Source organism: Desmonostoc muscorum LEGE 12446 (genome assembly GCF_015207005.2).
In the GTDB taxonomy this organism is placed as follows: Bacteria; Cyanobacteriota; Cyanobacteriia; order Cyanobacteriales; family Nostocaceae; genus Nostoc; species Nostoc muscorum.
Genome location: NZ_JADEXS020000001.1, coordinates 6,283,118 through 6,301,765, shown reverse-complemented (window position 1 = coordinate 6,301,765; position 18,648 = coordinate 6,283,118). Strand labels below are relative to the sequence as shown.

Annotated in this window: 18 protein-coding genes and 1 tRNA gene; 11 read left to right on the top strand and 8 right to left on the bottom strand. The window is 41.2% G+C overall.

The features are described from left to right. Nucleotides 1-18: 18 nt before the first annotated feature. The 4 genes from IQ276_RS26535 (at nt 19) to IQ276_RS26520 (ending at nt 2,719) form a co-directional block, all read left to right on the top strand. Nucleotides 19-1,011, top strand: coding sequence for a beta-ketoacyl-ACP synthase 3 (locus IQ276_RS26535; RefSeq protein WP_190882431.1), 993 nt, complete (start codon nt 19-21; stop codon nt 1,009-1,011). 161 nt (nt 1,012-1,172) lie between these two features. Continuing rightward, entirely contained in the window at nt 1,173-2,054 is an 882-nt protein-coding gene (gene fabD, locus IQ276_RS26530) for an ACP S-malonyltransferase (protein WP_235115994.1), read from the top strand. Nucleotides 2,055-2,163: 109 nt separating this feature from the next. Next, nucleotides 2,164-2,361, top strand: a complete 198-nt coding sequence (locus IQ276_RS26525; RefSeq protein WP_190882429.1) for a hypothetical protein — start codon at nt 2,164-2,166, stop codon at nt 2,359-2,361. A 139-nt stretch (nt 2,362-2,500) separates the two neighbouring features. Then, the gene (locus IQ276_RS26520; protein ID WP_235115993.1) at nt 2,501-2,719 is read left to right on the top strand and encodes a hypothetical protein; all 219 of its coding nucleotides are present in this window, start codon (nt 2,501-2,503) and stop codon (nt 2,717-2,719) included. Between the two features lie 175 nt (nt 2,720-2,894). On the opposite strand, the gene IQ276_RS26515 is transcribed toward IQ276_RS26520, so the two are convergent. The 7 genes from IQ276_RS26515 to IQ276_RS26485 form a co-directional block, all read right to left on the bottom strand. Beyond that, complete coding sequence (locus tag IQ276_RS26515; protein WP_190882428.1) at nt 2,895-3,890, bottom strand: DnaJ C-terminal domain-containing protein; 996 nt, start codon at nt 3,888-3,890, stop codon at nt 2,895-2,897. Between the two features lie 249 nt (nt 3,891-4,139). Next, nucleotides 4,140-4,658: an AAA family ATPase gene (locus IQ276_RS26510; RefSeq protein WP_190882427.1), complete on the bottom strand. Its 519-nt coding sequence runs from the start codon at nt 4,656-4,658 to the stop codon at nt 4,140-4,142. 361 nt (nt 4,659-5,019) lie between these two features. After that, entirely contained in the window at nt 5,020-6,309 is a 1,290-nt protein-coding gene (locus tag IQ276_RS26505) for a glucose-1-phosphate adenylyltransferase (RefSeq protein WP_193917688.1), read from the bottom strand. Between the two features lie 260 nt (nt 6,310-6,569). Continuing rightward, the gene (locus tag IQ276_RS26500) at nt 6,570-6,869 is read right to left on the bottom strand and encodes a hypothetical protein (protein ID WP_193917686.1); all 300 of its coding nucleotides are present in this window, start codon (nt 6,867-6,869) and stop codon (nt 6,570-6,572) included. 140 nt (nt 6,870-7,009) lie between these two features. Then, nucleotides 7,010-9,055, bottom strand: a complete 2,046-nt coding sequence (locus tag IQ276_RS26495; RefSeq protein WP_193917679.1) for a pentapeptide repeat-containing protein — start codon at nt 9,053-9,055, stop codon at nt 7,010-7,012. A gap of 18 nt (nt 9,056-9,073) precedes the next feature. After that, nucleotides 9,074-9,886, bottom strand: coding sequence for a hypothetical protein (locus tag IQ276_RS26490; protein WP_193917677.1), 813 nt, complete (start codon nt 9,884-9,886; stop codon nt 9,074-9,076). 299 nt (nt 9,887-10,185) lie between these two features. After that, nucleotides 10,186-11,913, bottom strand: coding sequence for a S8 family peptidase (locus IQ276_RS26485; RefSeq protein ID WP_193917675.1), 1,728 nt, complete (start codon nt 11,911-11,913; stop codon nt 10,186-10,188). A 400-nt stretch (nt 11,914-12,313) separates the two neighbouring features. Between IQ276_RS26485 and IQ276_RS26480 the strand changes: the two genes are divergently transcribed. Next, nucleotides 12,314-13,786 (top strand): glycoside hydrolase family 13 protein, encoded by a 1,473-nt coding sequence (locus IQ276_RS26480; RefSeq protein ID WP_193917673.1) that lies wholly within the window; start codon nt 12,314-12,316, stop codon nt 13,784-13,786. Between the two features lie 111 nt (nt 13,787-13,897). On the opposite strand, the gene IQ276_RS26475 is transcribed toward IQ276_RS26480, so the two are convergent. Continuing rightward, nucleotides 13,898-14,317 carry a fasciclin domain-containing protein gene (locus IQ276_RS26475; RefSeq protein WP_235115992.1) on the bottom strand — a complete coding sequence of 140 codons (420 nt, stop codon included), beginning with the start codon at nt 14,315-14,317 and terminating at the stop codon, nt 13,898-13,900. Between the two features lie 151 nt (nt 14,318-14,468). Here IQ276_RS26475 and IQ276_RS26470 point away from each other — a divergent pair, with 151 nt between their 5' ends. From IQ276_RS26470 to IQ276_RS26445, 6 genes are all read left to right on the top strand, one after another. Continuing rightward, entirely contained in the window at nt 14,469-14,705 is a 237-nt protein-coding gene (locus tag IQ276_RS26470) for a DNA-directed RNA polymerase subunit omega (protein ID WP_073645038.1), read from the top strand. Nucleotides 14,706-14,893: 188 nt separating this feature from the next. Beyond that, complete coding sequence (locus IQ276_RS26465) at nt 14,894-15,412, top strand: hypothetical protein (RefSeq protein ID WP_228043320.1); 519 nt, start codon at nt 14,894-14,896, stop codon at nt 15,410-15,412. Nucleotides 15,413-15,461: 49 nt separating this feature from the next. After that, nucleotides 15,462-15,827, top strand: coding sequence for a DUF1818 family protein (locus tag IQ276_RS26460; protein WP_190882418.1), 366 nt, complete (start codon nt 15,462-15,464; stop codon nt 15,825-15,827). Between the two features lie 120 nt (nt 15,828-15,947). Then, nucleotides 15,948-16,021 (top strand) — tRNA-Pro (locus IQ276_RS26455). A gap of 385 nt (nt 16,022-16,406) precedes the next feature. Beyond that, the gene (locus IQ276_RS26450) at nt 16,407-17,654 is read left to right on the top strand and encodes a hypothetical protein (RefSeq protein ID WP_193920502.1); all 1,248 of its coding nucleotides are present in this window, start codon (nt 16,407-16,409) and stop codon (nt 17,652-17,654) included. A gap of 66 nt (nt 17,655-17,720) precedes the next feature. Next, nucleotides 17,721-18,500, top strand: a complete 780-nt coding sequence (locus tag IQ276_RS26445; RefSeq protein ID WP_193920503.1) for a phosphatase PAP2 family protein — start codon at nt 17,721-17,723, stop codon at nt 18,498-18,500. Nucleotides 18,501-18,648: the final 148 nt, after the last annotated feature.

The window sequence follows — 18,648 nt, the reverse complement described above, 5'->3', positions numbered from 1 at the left end:
TAGCTCGGGAGATTAGGTGTGCATAACTTAGGCATAGCAATTACAGGAAGTGGCTCAGCAGTACCAGCAACTTCCCTACATAACCAGAAATTAACAGAGCTGGTTGAAACATCAGACGAGTGGATTACCACAAGAACCGGAATTTGTCAACGGCGATTAGCGCTACCATCAGAGTCTTTGAGTGTACTCGCTACAGCTGCCAGCAATCAGGCGATCGCAGCTGCGGGAATTAAACCAGAAGACCTAGATCTGATTTTGCTGGCGACTTCCACCCCTGACGATCTGTTTGGTAGTGCTTGTCAAGTACAGGCTAAATTGGGAGCCACCAAAGCAGTAGCCTTTGACTTAACGGCAGCCTGTTCTGGCTTTGTGTTTGGACTGGTTACAGCAGCCCAATACATCAGAACAGGTGTCTATCAAAATGTACTGTTGATAGGAGCAGATATCCTCTCTCGCTGGGTAGATTGGCAAGATCGGCGCACTTGTGTATTATTCGGCGATGGTGCAGGGGCAGTAGTATTGCAGGCATCCAAAAGCGATCGCTTATTGGGATTTGCCCTTAAGAGCGATGGCACTCAAAACCATCACCTCAACCTTGGCTATACAGGGACATCCCAAGAACTACTCCCTGGTATAAATGTCACTAAAGGCGCTTACCAACCGATTACTATGAACGGCAAAGAAGTCTACCGCTTCGCCGTCCAAAAAGTGCCAGAAATTATTGACAAAGCCTTGTTTCAAGCCAACCTGACTGTTGACCACATCGATTGGCTAGTCTTACATCAAGCTAATCAGCGGATTATTGATGCCGTTGCCCAACGGCTAAATATCCCAGAACATAAAGTTATCAGTAATCTCGCCCAGTATGGCAATACCTCCGCTGCTTCCATTCCCCTAGCTTTAGATGAAGCAGTACGCCAAGGCAAAATAAAACCAAATCATATCGTTGCTGCATCCGGCTTTGGTGCCGGTCTTACATGGGGTGCAGCAATTTTTCAATGGGGAAGATAGGGGCTGGGGACTGGGGATTGGGGACTAGGGACTGGGGACTAGGGATTAGGAAATAAATATCTAGAAATATTTTCTCAGCACCTAATCCCCCATTCCCAATCCCCAATCCCCAGTCCCCAATCCCCAATATCCACTGACCACTGACTACTGACAAATGACCAATGACTAAAACTGCATGGGTGTTTCCCGGACAAGGTTCTCAAGCACTGGGAATGGGAATAGACTTATTAGATATACCTGCCGCTAAAGAGAAATTTGCCCAGGCTGAGGCAATTTTAGGCTGGTCTGTGACCGAAATATGTCAAACACAAGAAGAAAAGTTATCACAGACGCTATATACTCAGCCAAGCCTTTATGTAGTAGAAAGCATTCTTGCTGACCAACTCCTGGAACGAGGGCACCAACCAGATTTAGTTGCTGGGCACAGTTTGGGAGAATATGTTGCCCTTTATATTGCGGGTGTCTTTGAGTGGTCGGCTGGTTTATATCTGGTGAAGCGTCGTGCAGAACTCATGGATAGTGCCTCTGGTGGTATGATGGCAGCTCTAATGAACTTTGACCGCGAACAGTTAGAAAAAGTCATTGCCGAAACGCCTGATGTAGTAGTGGCAAATGACAACAGTCCCGCCCAAGTAGTAATTTCAGGTACGACCGAAGCTGTACAAACTGTGATGTCTCAAGTTAAAGCCAAACGTGCTATTCCCTTAAAAGTTTCTGGAGCATTTCATTCACATTTAATTGCTGCTGCTGCTGCGGAATTTCAAGACATTCTGCAATCTGTGGAATTTCAGCCACCTGTTGTCCCTGTTTTATCGAATATAGAACCAATTGCGTCTATTGATGCCGAGATTTTGAAGCAACGCCTCAACAAACAAATGACGGGTTCGGTACGCTGGCGAGAAATTTCTCTCCAATTACCAGCCAACGGCATCCAGCAAGTAATAGAAATTGGTCCTGGTAAAGTTCTAACTGGCTTAATTAAACGTACTAGCCCTGATTTAATTCTAAAAAACATCAATAATGCTGCTGATTTACCAGTTTGATTTTCTTTAGAGGATGTTTTAAAAGTAGACGAAATCAGAACTTTGGGCAGACAAGGGAGATGGGGTAGAAAAATTGCTTGCTTATCGTCCTCACTCCCTATAAAAAACTATGAATGATTCAACATTTACTATCTTTATCGTTTTTGGAATCATTTGGATTTTAATGGCCACCATAGCTGTAATTGTTCTCTTCAAAGCTGATGGTCAAGAAATCCATTTTGGTAAAACGGGACTCATTGTGATTCTTCCTATCATTATCCCAATTGTAATTGCCCTTATGTATGCTGCATTTAGAGGTACGTTCTAAATGCAGCAGAGCGGTAAATTTTGAACTAAATTTGTTTCTGGAGAAGCTGATGTAATGCTTATAGGACTAGCCCTTTCAAGGTGATGCATAAAACTCTTGATTTTTCTGTGCGTAGGCCTAGCCCAAACTAGGCATCGCTGTGCTTCTGTGGTTTATAAGTTATTTATTTGACCACAGAGGCGCAGAGGACACAGAGATAAGAGGTTACAGAGAAACTTATTTTCGAGAATTTTTATCCACCTTGAAAGGGCTAGTCCTGGCTTATTTTATTTCCAAAAGAAAAGCAGGGGAGCGGAAGAGCAAAACTGAAGACTTGGTGCGATCGCTTGATAGTACCTCCAGCATGGCAAACTACTGAGGCTACTTTGGAGGTCATAGCAGCGCTCAAGCCTATCATGATGGCGAGAATCTCACAACGGAATGCAGGCTAGAAGCCATCGGCTTTAAGAGAAAGATCGCAAATTTCCAAAAGCCTGCCTGCACGCGCAGCGCCATAGGCAAGCTTTGTTTGGATAGGTGGTATGGTATTTTTCTTATAGCTTGACTTGGGGTAAATGACTGCGGGGATTATATGTACGTATAGCCCGGATTTTTTCATAATACTCCCGCTCTTGTTGGCTGAGGTCTTTTGGTGGTGCGATCGCCACCTTCACCAACTGATCGCCGCGTCCACCCTTGGCGAGAGGCCAGCCTTTGCCACGTAAGCGTAGCGATTGACCAGAACGCACACCCGCTGGTAGCTTGACATTAACCATACCATCAGGTGTAGGTACATCTATTGATGCTCCCAGCGTCGCTTCATCTGGCGTAATTACGACTTCGCAAACCAGATTATCGCCTTCTATTTGGAAGAACGAGTGCGGCTGAAGTTCGACTTTTAAGTATAAATCCCCTCGTTGTTGAGTCATGGGGTTGATTTGACCTTTACCACGCACACGTAGGCGAGTACCAGTTTTAGCCCCAGCTGGAATGCGAACATCAATTGTTTCATTGCCTAAACTAAAGCGCTTTTGCACACCATGAAATGCTTCACCAAAAGTCAGAGTGATGGCAGCTTCACTGTCTTGGGCAGTACCAGCACCTGCATCTTGATATCCAAAATCGTTAAAGCCACCAAAACCGCTGGGGGCACCTGTGGGAGTGCGGTAAGAATAGGTTTGTCGTCCACCACGAGGACTAGCACCGCCAAAGCGTCCTAGCAACTCATTAATAAACTCATCAAAATTGCCGTATTGACTGAAGTCAAAGCCGCCCATATCGACACCAGCACCACCAGATGGGAAACCTTGACCAGCTTGTTTCCAATATTGACCGAATTGGTCATACTTTTTGCGTTTATCTGGGTCTGAGACGACTTCGTAGGCTTCGTTAATTTCTTTGAAGCGTGCCTCTGCCTGTTTGTTGCCTGGATTAACATCAGGGTGGTATTTGCGGGCTAGTTTCCGAAAGGCTTGTTTAATTTCTTCTTGACTGGCAGTCTTATTAACTCCCAAAATTGCGTAATAGTCTTTGAAGTCGGTTGCAGCCATCTACCAGCCTCCTATAGAAATTCCCGTTATGTTTTTTAAGATAAGAGATATTTAGTTTTGCCAGGTATAATGCCAAGCAAAAAGATTCTGACTTTAAATTAGCAAAGAATATAGAAAATCAAGTGTGGTTCTTGCTCACCGGGCGATCGCAATTTCCGTACTTCCAATAAGCACAGGGAATGGGGAATAGGGAGTAGGAAGTGGGGGAAGAAGGTGTTTTCTTGATGCATAATGGGCTGATCCTGAGTTTCAAAGATAGCGAATCAGGCTGTCTAGTCCTTCTTCCAGGCTTGGGGGGGCATCCCGGAGTTGACGATGCATCCGCAAAATAATTTCTTCTGGAACTTGGCGCGATCGCCTTTTATTGCGTGCTAAACACAGCCAAACTGGCATATTCACCCAAATTCCCGTAATGTGGTTAAAACCCAAGTCACGGGCTAAGGTGATGATCTCACGGCGATGGCGTCGCTGGGCGTTGGTAGCATCGAAAATTGCTGTATTACCCGTGGAAATAGCTTGTTGAAATTGCCGTTCCACTTCCTGCCAAATCAGCAGCCACGATCCCTGAATAGCTTCCGAACCGAATAGTTGCCCCCGGATGGCATCTGTAGAAATCAGCTGCATCCGGGGGTATTCTGCCAATAATTGTTTTGCCAGAGTTGACTTACCACTACCTGGAAGACCAATTAGTAAAATTAGTGCTGAGTGCTGAGTGCTGAGTAAAAAGTCAGAATTCAACAGTGAGGAGTGATTAAATGTTGTATTCATAACTCCTAACTCAGCATTCACAACTCAGCACTCATCACGATACAACTCCTAAGGGACTTCCAAAAAATAATACCAATTCAAACAATCTTTGCAACACATCGATCACCTGTAGGGGCGCACAGCTGTGCATTGGTGTCAACTTAAGCCTGGGCGAATGGAATTCGCGGCTACACAGGCAAAGTCCGCCTACGCGGACTAACAGAAAATTAAGGGTTTTGAAACCTGCGTAGGCAGGTTTTGTTTGTGTAGACGCGGTTTCTAACCGCCCGTTTCACGTTAAGTTGACACCAATGACAGCTGTGCGCCCCTACGATGGAATGTTTTTTTTATTGGAAGTCCCTTAACTCAGCACTCAGCACTCTTAAATTATGGTTCCATCAGGAATTACAGCATTTTTTAGCACAACTACGATCCCACTACGGATGTAGAAACCTTGATTTTCGCGGTCAGCTTCTTGGACGTTATCTTTGTTGATAATTTTGACATCATGGCCGATGCGGGCGTTTTTATCAACGATCGCACGCCTAATGATTGTATCCGTACCGATGCCTACGGGAATATCACCTTTGACTAAGCTACATTGGCGTTCTACAGAAGCTTGGTAAAAGTCTGCACCCATGAGTAAAGACTCTTCGATGACGCAGCCAGATTCAATGCGCGATCGCACTCCCAATACAGAATGTTGAATGCGGCAATTTTTTAAAATGCAACCTTCGCCGATAATTGATTCTGTTACCTGGCAATCTAATAGTTTACTTGGAGGTAAATAGCGAGCGCGGGTATAAATTGGTGCTTCTTCATCGTAGAAACTAAAGGGTGGCTGTGGTTGCTGAGTCAGCGTTAAATTGGCATGATAAAAGGCTTCGATTGTTCCAATATCTTCCCAGTAGTCATCAAATAAATAAGCTTGAACGTTGTAATCTTTCGAGGCATCTGGAATAATTTCTTTGCCGAAATCTGTCCGTTCTAAAGATTCTTTCAATAACTTGATCAAAACATCTTTTTTAAAGACGTAAATTCCCATCGAGGCGATGTAAGGCTGCAATTGGGCTTGTTCTTTTGTCAATCCCAAAATAGTAGTATCAACCTGCATTTTGGTTAAGGCCTCGCCTTTGGGTTTTTCGCTAAAGTCAACGACCCTACCGGAATCGTCAATTTTCATCAAACCAAAATCTGAGGCGCGGCGCTCGTCGATGGGAATAACTGAGAGAGTGATATCAGCACCCGTTTCTCTATGGCGCTGGATAAACAAGCGGTAATCCATGCGGTAGAGGTGATCTCCTGAGAGGATTAAATATTCCTCTGCATCCCATTCTTCCAACAGCCACAGATACTGACGCACTGCATCGGCTGTACCTTGGAACCAATTGGGGTTTTCTGGTGTTTGCTGTGCAGCTAGCACTTCCACAAACCCTTCACTGAAACCAGAAAAGTTGTAGGTACGGGCGATGTGACGATTCAGGGAAGCTGAGTTAAATTGCGTCAGAACATAAATTTTGAATATTTCGGAATTTATGCAGTTACTGACAGGGATATCGATTAAGCGGTATTTCCCCGCCACTGGTACTGCTGGTTTAGCGCGGAGTTTGGTTAGGGGATAAAGCCGAGTCCCCGCGCCACCACCAAGGATGATTGATAAAACTTTTTTCACAAAATTTCTCCCAGCTGCCTTTCAACTCTCATCTTCAGTTTAGGACTGTATGTGGCAGCTGGTAAGGGGGGATCAAAGAATCTCAGGGAGGAATTTTAGAAACTGCTGCTGGTAATGGATGATGCTGTCTGAATGAATTAACAACTAGAACAATTGTATTATATCCTATGGAAGGTTGAGGAGCGATCGCTGTGCCAACACATTTTCTGCCAGACGCTACGCCAGACAAATAAACAAAGAATTATTTTTACAGCATCATCTCAAACTCTCAAGCCGCCTAAAGTTCTTTTCTGATTGACCAAACGCAATTGCTGTGATACCTTCAAATACTTTACCCAAGATTGCTCTGACAACTGGGAAATCGCATTTGGCGACAGTGTTGCTGTAAAAATATCTTGACCACTAGTAATGCCGCTGACACCCAAACTATCTAAAACAGCGATCGCTGCGGAGTCTAAAATTGGTTCAGTATGGATGAAAACTGTTAAACTCGGTTGCTGTGGGTTTTGAACATCATTCAACGCTGTAGCAAGGGCAGCATCTAGCTTTTGATAATTCATAACAATTCCTTGGTAAAAAAAAGTGGTCAAAAAATTGTCCACCTTACAAACAACCTATCAAATTTACAGGTTTTTATTGCCTATCCTTGTACAGAGTAATATATTCGCGTCTCAATCTGATTACAGATTTATTGCTACGTCTAAAGACCCAATATGCTGGTGAGAGCAGGCAAATGTGTTTTGAGGACTTCAGCTAATTTACTAGCATCACTGACAGTAGATGTCAAACCTTTAAGGGCATTAACAGCCATTGAACAGAATTTCAGCGCTCGTTCCCCTTGTGGCTTTTTTCCTTCTTCAGCTATAATTTCTACTGCTTCCAGCGCCTCTTTCTTTTGGCTTTCAGAAAGTGCAGCATCATCACCAATAGATTTTTGCAAAATGCTTAAAATCTTTGCCAAATCGTCGCTACTATCAGTTTTAATATTGCTCAACTGCTGATTCGTATTAGTAACATTATTAAGGTTACCTGTCAAACTCGAACCAGTAAGGTTCATGTCTCCACCCGCAGATATCTTATCTCCAGTGTCTAAATTTCCGCCAACATTTCCACCTATATTGATGCCTTCATTTTTACTTTCCATAATATCCCCTGCTTGATTAAGCATATATACGCGATTACCTGTGCCTTGAATTAATACTTGTCTACCTGTACCTGCTACTACAGAAGCTAATTCTCTGACAATTTGATAATTACATGTCAGCAATTCTCTTAATCTTTCTAGTTCTTCATCTTTTGCTTGGAGAACTAATTGATTATTTGAATTTATTAATTTTACAGCATTTTCATAACAACTTGTAAATTCTTCGTGAATAGCAAGATGATCCGCACCTGAGAATAAACCAATTTTTGCAAAAACAAGATTCTGATCTCTAGTAATGCTATAACGAGATAAATCTAATCCTTCATGATTAATAGCAGTTTGAGCTAGAGAAAACATAAAAGCTCTCCAATTCAATCCTTCCCTGAAGATTAAATCAATTGTTTTTTGAAGTTCACTAATCCATCTCTCAAATTCACCATCTTGAAACTCGCCACTATCTGGCTTACGTTCTTCAGAAAAAATGCGAGCGCCAATTTTAGTACCTTTTAAATAAACGTGCGAACATTTTACCCCTGTGAAGCGGGTATTTTTATTAATATTCCATTCTTGGATGCAAGCATAGCTCAAGGTTGCTCCCGAAAAATCGGCATCTAAGGCATTGATGCCGGTTAAAATTGCCCCTGTTAAGTCAGCATTCGTTAAATTTGCACCATTAAAGTTAGCACCTGTATAATCTTCATTCTTACCTTTTTTGGTTACTAGCAATTTCCTAACTTTTAAATTTTCCAGTATCGTTCCTTCGAGTCGAGAAAATTTTAATCCAGTTACATCCTTAAAACTAGTACGAGTTAAATTAGCTTTTCTAAAATCTGTATGAGGTAAATGTGAGCCATCAAAGCAAGTATCTGTTAAATCTGCTCCATAAAATGATGTTCCACCTATTGATGTCCAGAATACAGCTACTTCCCTAATCCATCTCAATTTAGGTGAGCCTCTGATTGCTTTTCGTGCAATAAGTGTGGCTGATATTATAATCGGAATCGCTGCAATTATAGTTACAAGACCATCACCCTCTTTTTCACCTGATGCAATCTTTAACCCAGCCATAATTAAAACTTGAGCAATCAGTCCATATCCCATAACAGCTAGGAATTCACCTACAATCCCACAGTATATAGAACTAATAGCTATAAACAATGCTGTAATAGTTGTACTAACCCACGCAAAAGCTATGCTCAAACCTAGACACAATAGCCAGAATCCTATTCCCGGAATCTGATGATTTACCTCGAAACAAACATAAATAACTACTCCAATGATTATCAAGGCAACGACACAAGTAGCTGATATTACTTCATAACTATCAATTACAAATATAATGACTGCTATGCTGTATAAAATAATTGCGGTAATTTCTCTGAAATCAAAATGACTAACTTTAAAAACATAAGGTATGGCTGTCAATACCCCACCTGCCAGAAGCGTTACTATACTTAGGAAAGCAGCCATCACAATACAAAAAACACCTATTAGTAATTTTTGTACAAGCTTCTGTCCAGCTAGCGTATTTTGAAAGTTGCTTCTGGTTATAATCTTTTCTACATATTGTTGATTACGAATGTCTTGCGGATAAAATTTCACATCTTAAATTTGGGTAAACTAATTACAGGTACAACGCAAAATTTTACATATGATTTCACATATTATTTTTTCCTCTCCCCATTTGGGCATGTTTCCTATATCTATAGGATTTGTGGCAATTAAATCTATAAATTCACTACTTACTCCAAGTAGCAAACTTAAATCATTTATATTTAAATCTGTCGTATCCAAAAATTCTTGAACTCGCAGTATAGTTGGAGGTAATTCTACTTTCTCTTTTTCCTGCAAATCTTCCAAAGTACAATTTAAAACTTTACTAATTTCCTTCAAATTTTTAGAAAATGGCTGTTGGGTTAATTTTTTCTTTTCAATAGGTTGTGAACTATAGAAACAAATAATAGGAAACTCTATTTGAGACCGAGTTGCTAATTCTTTAAGGGATATTTGTTTTTCTTGAGTTAGTTCAACGAGCTTGAGTTTTACACCTTCGTTTTTCTCGTTGGGCTTTACTAGCTCTACCATTTCTACATCTAAAGCTTGGGCAATTTTTTTTAATTCCTCTATTTTTTCTGCGATCGCAAAATCTTCATTTTCATCTGCATACCTAGCCATATCTGGTGCAGAAATATCAGCAGCTTTGCTAAGTAAACTGACAGCCATACCCTTGGCTTTTTCATGATCTAGCATCTCAAATACTTGAGCAGCACCCGGTTTTGTAAAAGACCAATCTAATGGTGTAGCAATTTTTTGAAAATCCTCAGATGTTTGGCTGACATAAGTCTCAATAGCGTCTTCAGAAACTCCTGAAATGAGACTAAGTAAACGGTAAACTTTTTCTTGTGCTAATTCTTGAACGCGAAGTTTAACCATCGAGTAAAATTTCAGTAAAACTAACTAGAAATTATCATTAAATTTATAACAAAAAATGAAACCGACCGAAATATTCGTCAATATTTTTAACAATCATCTTTGTATATAAAACTACATACATTTTAATAAACCAGTAAAATTTTCTGGATGTGAGTTTGCGAAAAACAGTTAGTTGTGCTATGGTCGCACTGTTAAATTTGTCAGAATAAATACACAATAGATCAAGCGATCGCCTTCTATAAATCTCAAGAGACGCGATATATCTATTGTGTTAAATATTATCGCGTCTCTCAATCTAATTATAGATTCTCTGCATTAATCACTCCATAACCCCATTTCTCATCAAATGTGCCTGCGGGTTTTCCGGGGATTGCACTATTTTTACGTAACAAATCTTTCAAAGTAGCCGGATCGAGTTGAGGGTCACGTTGTAAGAGTAATGCAACTAACCCAGTGACGAACGGTGTCGCCATACTCGTACCAGCCATTGCCACAAACTTAGAATTAATCATTGATGAGCGGGCAGAATTAGCATCGGCGGAAAGTGTGGAAACAATCATTGCTCCTGGTGCTGCTACATCAGGCTTTTGGGCATCATTGCGTAGGGGACCTTCACTACTGAATTCTGAAATAGTATCCAATTCTAAGCCCATTTCTCGAACTTGCTGATCAATATCTGTGTACTTAGCTTTGGTAGTATAAGCAGCGACTGTCACAGCACTGCTAGCGGCTCCCGGCGAACCAATTTTTAGCGCATCCTTGATGCTTTTACCTGTAAAAAACACTGATGACGTATCATCTAATGTCCACACATCCAGACGTGTCTCAGTTGCAGAAGTATTCCGTAGGCGTAGTTGCCAAATGCCTCCCATTACTTGTGAAGGGCCGTTACCACGTATTTGCACAAAAAAGTTATGGTCGCCGTTAATTTGGTCAGGGCCTGGTGTCACTATTTCCACCCGTGCATCCGGTAACTGATGTTCCTGGGTAGGATTACCGTCAGTAATGATTTTTTGGAAGGGGGTGACAAAACCGTTGGGACTCCGCACTGACACTTCCAACTCACTATCTTTGGAATACCAACCGTTTAGCCAAACTATGCCTACTTGATTCAAAGGAACATTAAAGCGCATACCACGGGTGCGTCCACTGGGTATGGTTGTTTGACCATGAATATTGATGCTTCCTTCATTACCCGCAGCACAACAAACAATTCTTCCAGGACCTGTTTCGGCGTCAATCACTTTTGATAGAGAATCGCTACCATCATGGGCATCGGCGTGTCCACCCAAGCTGAGATTCACGACTGCTGGGCGTCCCAACTCGCTGGCAATTCGGAAAATGTAGCGAATGCCATCGGCAATGTGGGCGTCCTGTAAATCTGACCTGACCACAACTAATTCCGCCTCTGGTGCTACGCCGCTATAGGTAGCATCCGCACCAGCAGCAATTCCAGCAACGTGAGTGCCATGTCCCTCAGTATCCTGAGAAATTGTCAGTTGCGCTTCCGTAAATTCAGCCCCGTAGCGGCCTTCTGTGACTCCTGGACCTGGGAGTGTTTGATCCCAAATGTGTAAAATTCTTCCGGCAAAAGCGGGGTGTTTTGGGTCAATGCCACTATCTATAATACCGACAATTACACCTTTGCCAGTGAGTCCGGTCTGGTTTTTAAACTCCGGTAATTTGACTTTTCCTGGTGCAACATCCATCCGCAAATGCAGTTTACGTGATGGCTTGATGCGTTGAATCGCATCTTCTTCAGATAAGACATCTAAAGCATTTATTGGTAAAAAAGCTGTGCGAACACTGCCTGAATTTTGATTCACTTCAATATTATATTGCGATAAATAACTCAAGTCTGCATCAGAGTCGCAGTAGAGAAAAACGACGCTCTTAGTTGGTTTGACTGTATTTTTATGAGCAATAATACCAAGCGATCGCTTATGTGTAACTAAAGCCTGTTCTCCTTCGTTTTGATAATCCTGAAATGCCAAAAGTAATCCGGGAGAAAGTTTGTCGTGTCTCATTTTTGCCTCAAATTAAATTTATTGGGAGTCAGGAACCAGAACAATAGATATTTTGAATCCTAACTTCATTTTTTAGTACTAGGACTCAATACACCTTGACATAATTCATAATCTATAAAAATAATCCAGTACTTGCTTAAGTGATTACGGATAAAGTTAATTCAACAAATATTAAATTTTATGAATTAATTAAGTATAATTAATAATTATGGTAGTTATTTTTTACAAAAACTGATAAATTTGCTTAGAAAAGTCGATTCTAAATAAATAATAAAATAATGGGAAAGAATCTTCCCATGCCCAATGCCCAATGCCAAATTCCCAATTTTCTATCATAAGTAAGAGCCACAAAGAAGCTAATATTTGCAACGATCGCTTTTGAACGTACAAAGAGTAATTCATGCAAATTCAAACACCAGACTGGGTGAAGCACGCTGTTTTCTACCAAATATTTCCAGACCGCTTTGCTAGAAGCAAACAGCCACGCAAACGGCTGTTACATGAAGCCCGTTGGGAAGATTGGGACGCTATGCCAACACTCCAAGGTTATAAAGGCGGGGATTTATGGGGCATCCTGGAAGGCTTAGACTATATCAAGGATCTGGGCATTAACGCCATTTACTTTACACCGATTTTTCAATCTGCCAGCAATCACCGCTATCATACCCATGATTATTATCAAGTTGACCCCATGCTGGGGGGCAACGAAGCTTTTAAGGAATTACTAGACGCCGCCCATCAACGGAATATCAAAGTCGTTCTGGATGGAGTATTTAACCATTCCAGTCGGGGATTTTTCTTTTTCCATGACGTTTTAGAGAATGGGCCTCATTCTCCTTGGGTAAATTGGTTCAAAATTGAGGGTTGGCCTTTAGCGCCCTACACAGGAGATTTGCCTGCTAACTACAGGGGTTGGGCTGGAAACCGCGCCTTGCCAGAATTTAACCACGACAATCCAGAAGTGCGGGAATACATTATGGAAATTGCCGAATATTGGATTAAATTCGGCATAGATGGTTGGCGATTGGATGTACCATTTGAAATTAAAACCCCTGGTTTTTGGCAAGAGTTCCGCGATCGCGTCAAAGCCATCAATCCTGAAGCTTACATTGTCGGCGAAGTCTGGGGAGATTCCCGTGAGTGGCTGGATGGAACGCAATTTGACGGGGTGATGAATTATTTGTTTGCTGGGCCGACAATTGCCTTTGTAGCTGGCGATCGCGTAGTCTTAGAACAAGTCCAAAGCCGCGACTATAAACCTTATCCACCCTTATTTGCTGCCGAGTACGCCACCCAAATCCAAGAATTACTGCAACTTTATCCTTGGGAAATTCAGCTGACTCAACTCAATTTGCTAGCAAGTCACGATACAGCCCGATTGATGACCATTGCGGGAGGCGATATAGCCAGTGTAGAATTATCGACTCTACTACTACTAACCTTTCCCGGTGCATCCAGTATCTACTATGGCGATGAAGTCGGCTTACCTGGCGCCATAGACCCAGACTCACGCCGTGGTTTTCCCTTAGAGACTAACTGGAATCAAGAAATTTTCGATACTCACCGGCAATTGATTGCCCTCCGCCACACTTACCCAGCATTGCGTACAGGTGATTACCAAGTTCTCTATGCTCAAGGACAACTTTACATCTTTGCGCGAACCTTGGAGAAAGAAGAATTGATAATTGCCATCAACGCTGGGACAAGTTCGGCAACAGCAAATGTAGATATCGCCAGTTTGCACACTCAACCCAACAAAGTCTTATATGGTAGTGCTGAAGTTGAGTGGAATAGTCAAGGAGAAACTCAGGAGTTGTCATTAACTATTTCTGGACGTACTGGCTGTATTTTGGGAGTAGGGAGTAGGGAATAGGGAGTGGGGGACTGGGGACTGGAGACTGGGGACTGGGGAGTTGGGAAGGGATTCAAATAATTCTTTCCCGATACCCAATACCCAGTCCCCAATACCCAGTCCCCAATACCCTTACTTCCCCGCCACCATTGCAGGCATTAGCACTGCATCAATAATATGGATCACGCCATTGTCTGTCAAAACGTCTGTTTTGATTACATTGGCGTCATTCACCTTAATTTTGCCGTTGACAGATTCAATAGCTACAATTGATCCTTCGAGGGTCTGTGCCTCATTAATTTGTACCAAGTCATCAGACCTGACATCCCCACTAGCGACATGATACGCTACAATTTTCCTGAGCTTAGGAATGTCTTGTAGTAACAAATCTAAAGTTCCCTCTGGCAAATTGGCAAAAGCTTCGTCAGTGGGTGCAAAGAGTGTCAAAGAATCAAGACTTTTGAGAGTTTCTATGAGATTTACAGCTTTAACAGCCTTTATCAGCGTATTGAAATTTCCTGCTGCGATCGCAGTTTCCACAAGGTCAGCCATGAGGATGCGTTAAATAATACTACAAGTTACTTATAAGGTAGCTAAAATACTCTTAACCTCTGTCAACAGAAAGGTTGCTGCCGGTTAAACAGACAGTAGCAGACTGATTTAGTGCTGTTACACTGGAGAATGTCCCCAAGAACCACTAATTATGCTAAAGCGTTCTAAGTTCGAGACAACACAATCTCAAATTATGCATCGTGCTGAGGATTTGATAAGTGCAGCCTCAAATCGTTACCGCATTACGGTTCAGGTGGCGAATCGTGCCAAGCGTCGGCGTTATGAAGACTTTGAAAATAACGAAGATGCGATGATGAAGCCAGTGCTAAGAGCAATCATCGAGATGTCCGATGAATTGACTCAGCCAGAAATTATTGGCGAACTATAAAAATAGTGCTGAATGCTGAGTGCTAAGTTACGGAGTTAGGAGTTCTGAATTCTGAGTTCTGAATTCTGAATATTCATATTTTCACTCAGCAACGTCCAAAATCTTGTTCTATGAAAAAGAGAAAATTTCTGTTGAAATCAGTTCTTTCAAAGCTAAAAACTCAGTACTCAGCAATATTGTTTGCTTTAATGCTGAGTTTAATTGTTTTGGGTTCAGGGTTATTTACTAACCAAACTGGGATAGCACAGACAATCACCCCCAATGATGTTTGGCAGATAGTCTACCAAAAATTGCCAGATTTTCCACGGGAGAATAAGTATATCAGCAAAGAAAATGGCAAAGTTGCCGAAAACAATACCCTCGCAAATCGCTTGATTAGATATCATCTTTATACTAAAGGACGTGCCCCAATTTATCGCTTGGATTGGAAACTAACTTTAGCTGATTACCTGGGTGCAAATGAAGTTATGTATGATAGTAGCTATCCAGGAAATGATACACTGCGGGAAAATCCGATAGAAGGCGATCGCGCTGCCATTGCCCGTCTGAATCGCAGCCAACGAAATGCCCTACTGGAAGTTTTAGTCAGTATATTTAATCCTACTTCCCAAAACACACCAGCCCCTCGCTCCAACACCACACCAAACCCTACTACATCAACAACTCCACAGCCACCCCAACAGGGAGGGGCCCAATTACTTAAGTAATGGCAGAGTAATGAGTTGTAAATTAATAACTCCTCACTCCTAAGCTTTTATGGAACGCGTTGTCAAAAGTGGATCTGGTTGGCGTATTGGCTGGAACCCCGATACACCTGAATTTAAAGGTTTAATAGGTACAGATGACTGGGCAATTGAGTTAACCGAAGCCGAGTTGAATGATTTTTGTCGTCTACTGGCACAGCTAGCAGATACCATGAAACAACTTGCAACAGAATTAATGGAAGAGGAAAAAATTGCCTGTGAAGCTGAAAGCGATTTATTATGGATGGAGGTTGAAGGCTATCCCCACGCCTACAGTCTACGTTTCATCCTGAATAGAGGGCGATGTGTAGAAGGTAAATGGGATGCTTTTGCTGTTCCAGATTTACTCCAAGCCACTGGAATGCTCAAAGTTTTTTAAATCTAATATCTATACTTTTGCTTATCTTTATGCTAGACTAACAAAAGTCAATAAACGGAATTTAAGATTTGTAATTGGGAAAATCCAAAATTAAAAATCTAAAATCCAAAATTGAGTATTCGGGGCGTAGCGCAGCTTGGTAGCGCGCCACTTTGGGGTAGTGGAGGTCGTGGGTTCGAATCCCGCCGCTCCGATTGATAATAAAAGATACCTGCTAGTCTTTTCAAAAGATTAGCAGGTATTTTAATAAAGATATTTCTTGGTAGCCTCACAAAATCGGTTTAGTAGTTAAAAGTACACAACTGCATCATAGAATATGAAACATGAGAGACCATTTATAAAGTAAATCTTAATAGCGTGGCAAGACTAAAGTAGTGCATTAGCTTTCCTCTTGTGGGATGGGCGTCTCGCCCGTCCTAATTGGCGGGCATCTTGCCCGCCCCACAAGAAAATTTATTGCAACATTTTAGCCTTGTCACGCCACTACAAGAATTTTATTTTCACTTTATAAATAGCCTCTGACGCAGAAACGATCATCAGATAAACTAATCCCCACATTGCTGCAATCAATTAAATAATATGTTTGCCAGAATCCGCCGTTTTTTAAATCAATTTTTTAATAAATCAAGAACCATCAACAACGAACCACTAAATAAAGTGAGTTTGATTGTTATTATTTTAATTGATATTTTTATCTTAATTAATGTTTTTACGGGACTAGATGATATTAGTAGATGGCATATCAGTCCGACTGAGGCTTATCCATGTTATTCAGAGTGGCAAAATTATCGAGCAAAAAATACTAAAGAGAAAGATTACGAAATTGTCAAGCTTTCATTTCCCTATAGCCCGAACAATAAATTCAGTTTTCAGCAAAACTATCAACAAGGCGAAACAGGACATCTCGGTAAAGTCGAACAAATATGCTTAAAGTATGGCGAGTATAAGGATAAGATTAATAATCCGCAAAATCAGCAAATTATCAAAACTATTGAGCAGAAACAAGTCAAAATAAGTAACCTACAACAAACCAATAGTAATATTCGTGCTAAATATGATTCGACTCTGTTAGAAAAAATTGCCGGTCAGCCTCGTGAGCAATCAATTAATCAAGTCAGTGCAGAAAAAGCTAAACAGGAATTAGACCAAAATAGCCGCCAAATTTCTACTCTGAAACAGGAAAATTCTAATCTTCAAAATCAACTGTTAGGGAAACCAGAAAGCACTAGTTTTCTCACCTTTGTTAAGAATAAAAATGAATTTACGGAAGTTGAAAAAGGCTATCAAAAAGCGTCATTTTGGTATCCAAGTATTCAGCTTGGTTTTCAGTCTCTCTTTCTTTTACCACTGATTATCATCGCCTTATCAGTTCATAGATTTGCCCAAGGAAGAGGATATAGACTAGTTTCACTCATTAGCTGGCATTTGCTAGTTATATTTTTGATACCACTGTTAGTTAAAGTCTTTAAATTTCTGCAAATCGGAGCAATATTTCAATTTCTATTTAATATAGTTAGCTATCTTTTTGGTGGATTACTTTTCTTAATAAATTATCTTTATATCTTGCTGATTCCATTTGTTGGTTTTGGAATTATCAAGTTTTTTCAAAATTTTGTATTTAATGCTAAAGTCCAAGCTGCTAACAGAGTTCAAAAATCACTCTGCGTCAATTGCACAAAAAAAATTCGGCGTAGCGATTCCTACTGTCCCCACTGTGGTTATTATCAATATTTGGAATGCGAAAACTGTAATAATCTGACTTATAAACATTTGCCTTACTGTAAACATTGTGGTTCATTTCAAGATTCTAGTAAAAGTATTACCTAGTGATAGATGGCATTTAATACTTAATTGAAATAAACTATTCAGAAGTCAGGAATCAGAATCCAGAATATGCAAAGTGTCAAAAAACCCAATCAAGAAAGTCGATCGCCCCTTTCGTTTCTGAAAAATTTATTGATTGCCCGTTGGCGATCGCTCTTACTGCTCTTCATAGGAGTATATTTACCTTTGCAGGTATTTGAAATCTTGGCAGTGAAGTTACGGGAAAATGAAGCTGGTTTCCCCTGGGATGTGCCAATTCTGTTAGCAGTTCACTCCACAGCAAACCCCCAGCTTGATGTTTTAGCTGTGATGCTGGCTATCATTGGATCGCCTTGGACGGGGATACCAATTGTAGCTGCGATCGCACTAATATTATTACTTCAAAAACGCTGGCGATCGCTAGCTTATGTACTCACTACTTCAGTGGGAAGTTTCATTATCAACCTCATAGCGAAAGGATTCATGCATCGAGTCCGTCCGCAATTGTGGAAGTCCATTGCACCTGAATCTAGTTTTGCATTTCCCAGCAATCATGCAATGACTAGTTTAACAATGGTTGCAATTTTGCTCATCTTAAGTTGGGCTACCCCCTGGCGTCGCTTGGTCTTCATCTTTGGCAGCTTATATATAATAGCTATTGCATGGTGTCGTCTCTATTTGGGGGTTCACTTTCCCAGTGACATTCTCGCCGGTTGGATGGTTGCATTAGCTTGGGCAATTGGTGTTAGCCTAATTATCAAGCCCTATTTGACTACAGCTAAATCTGTAGATGAAGAAGTTGCAAAAGATGAAACGACATTACTACCCGAAGAAAAAAAATTGATAACTGAAGATAGCAATGCGATTTGATTTTTGAAATACACGTAGGGGAGCCAGCCCTGTGTCGGGGTTCCCACCGTTGAGGCGACTGGCGTTGTGTTAGCGCAGAAAGTACGGCATCACAAGCTTGGAATGGTGTCGTACTTTTTGCTAACACACCCTACAAAACTACTGAGAT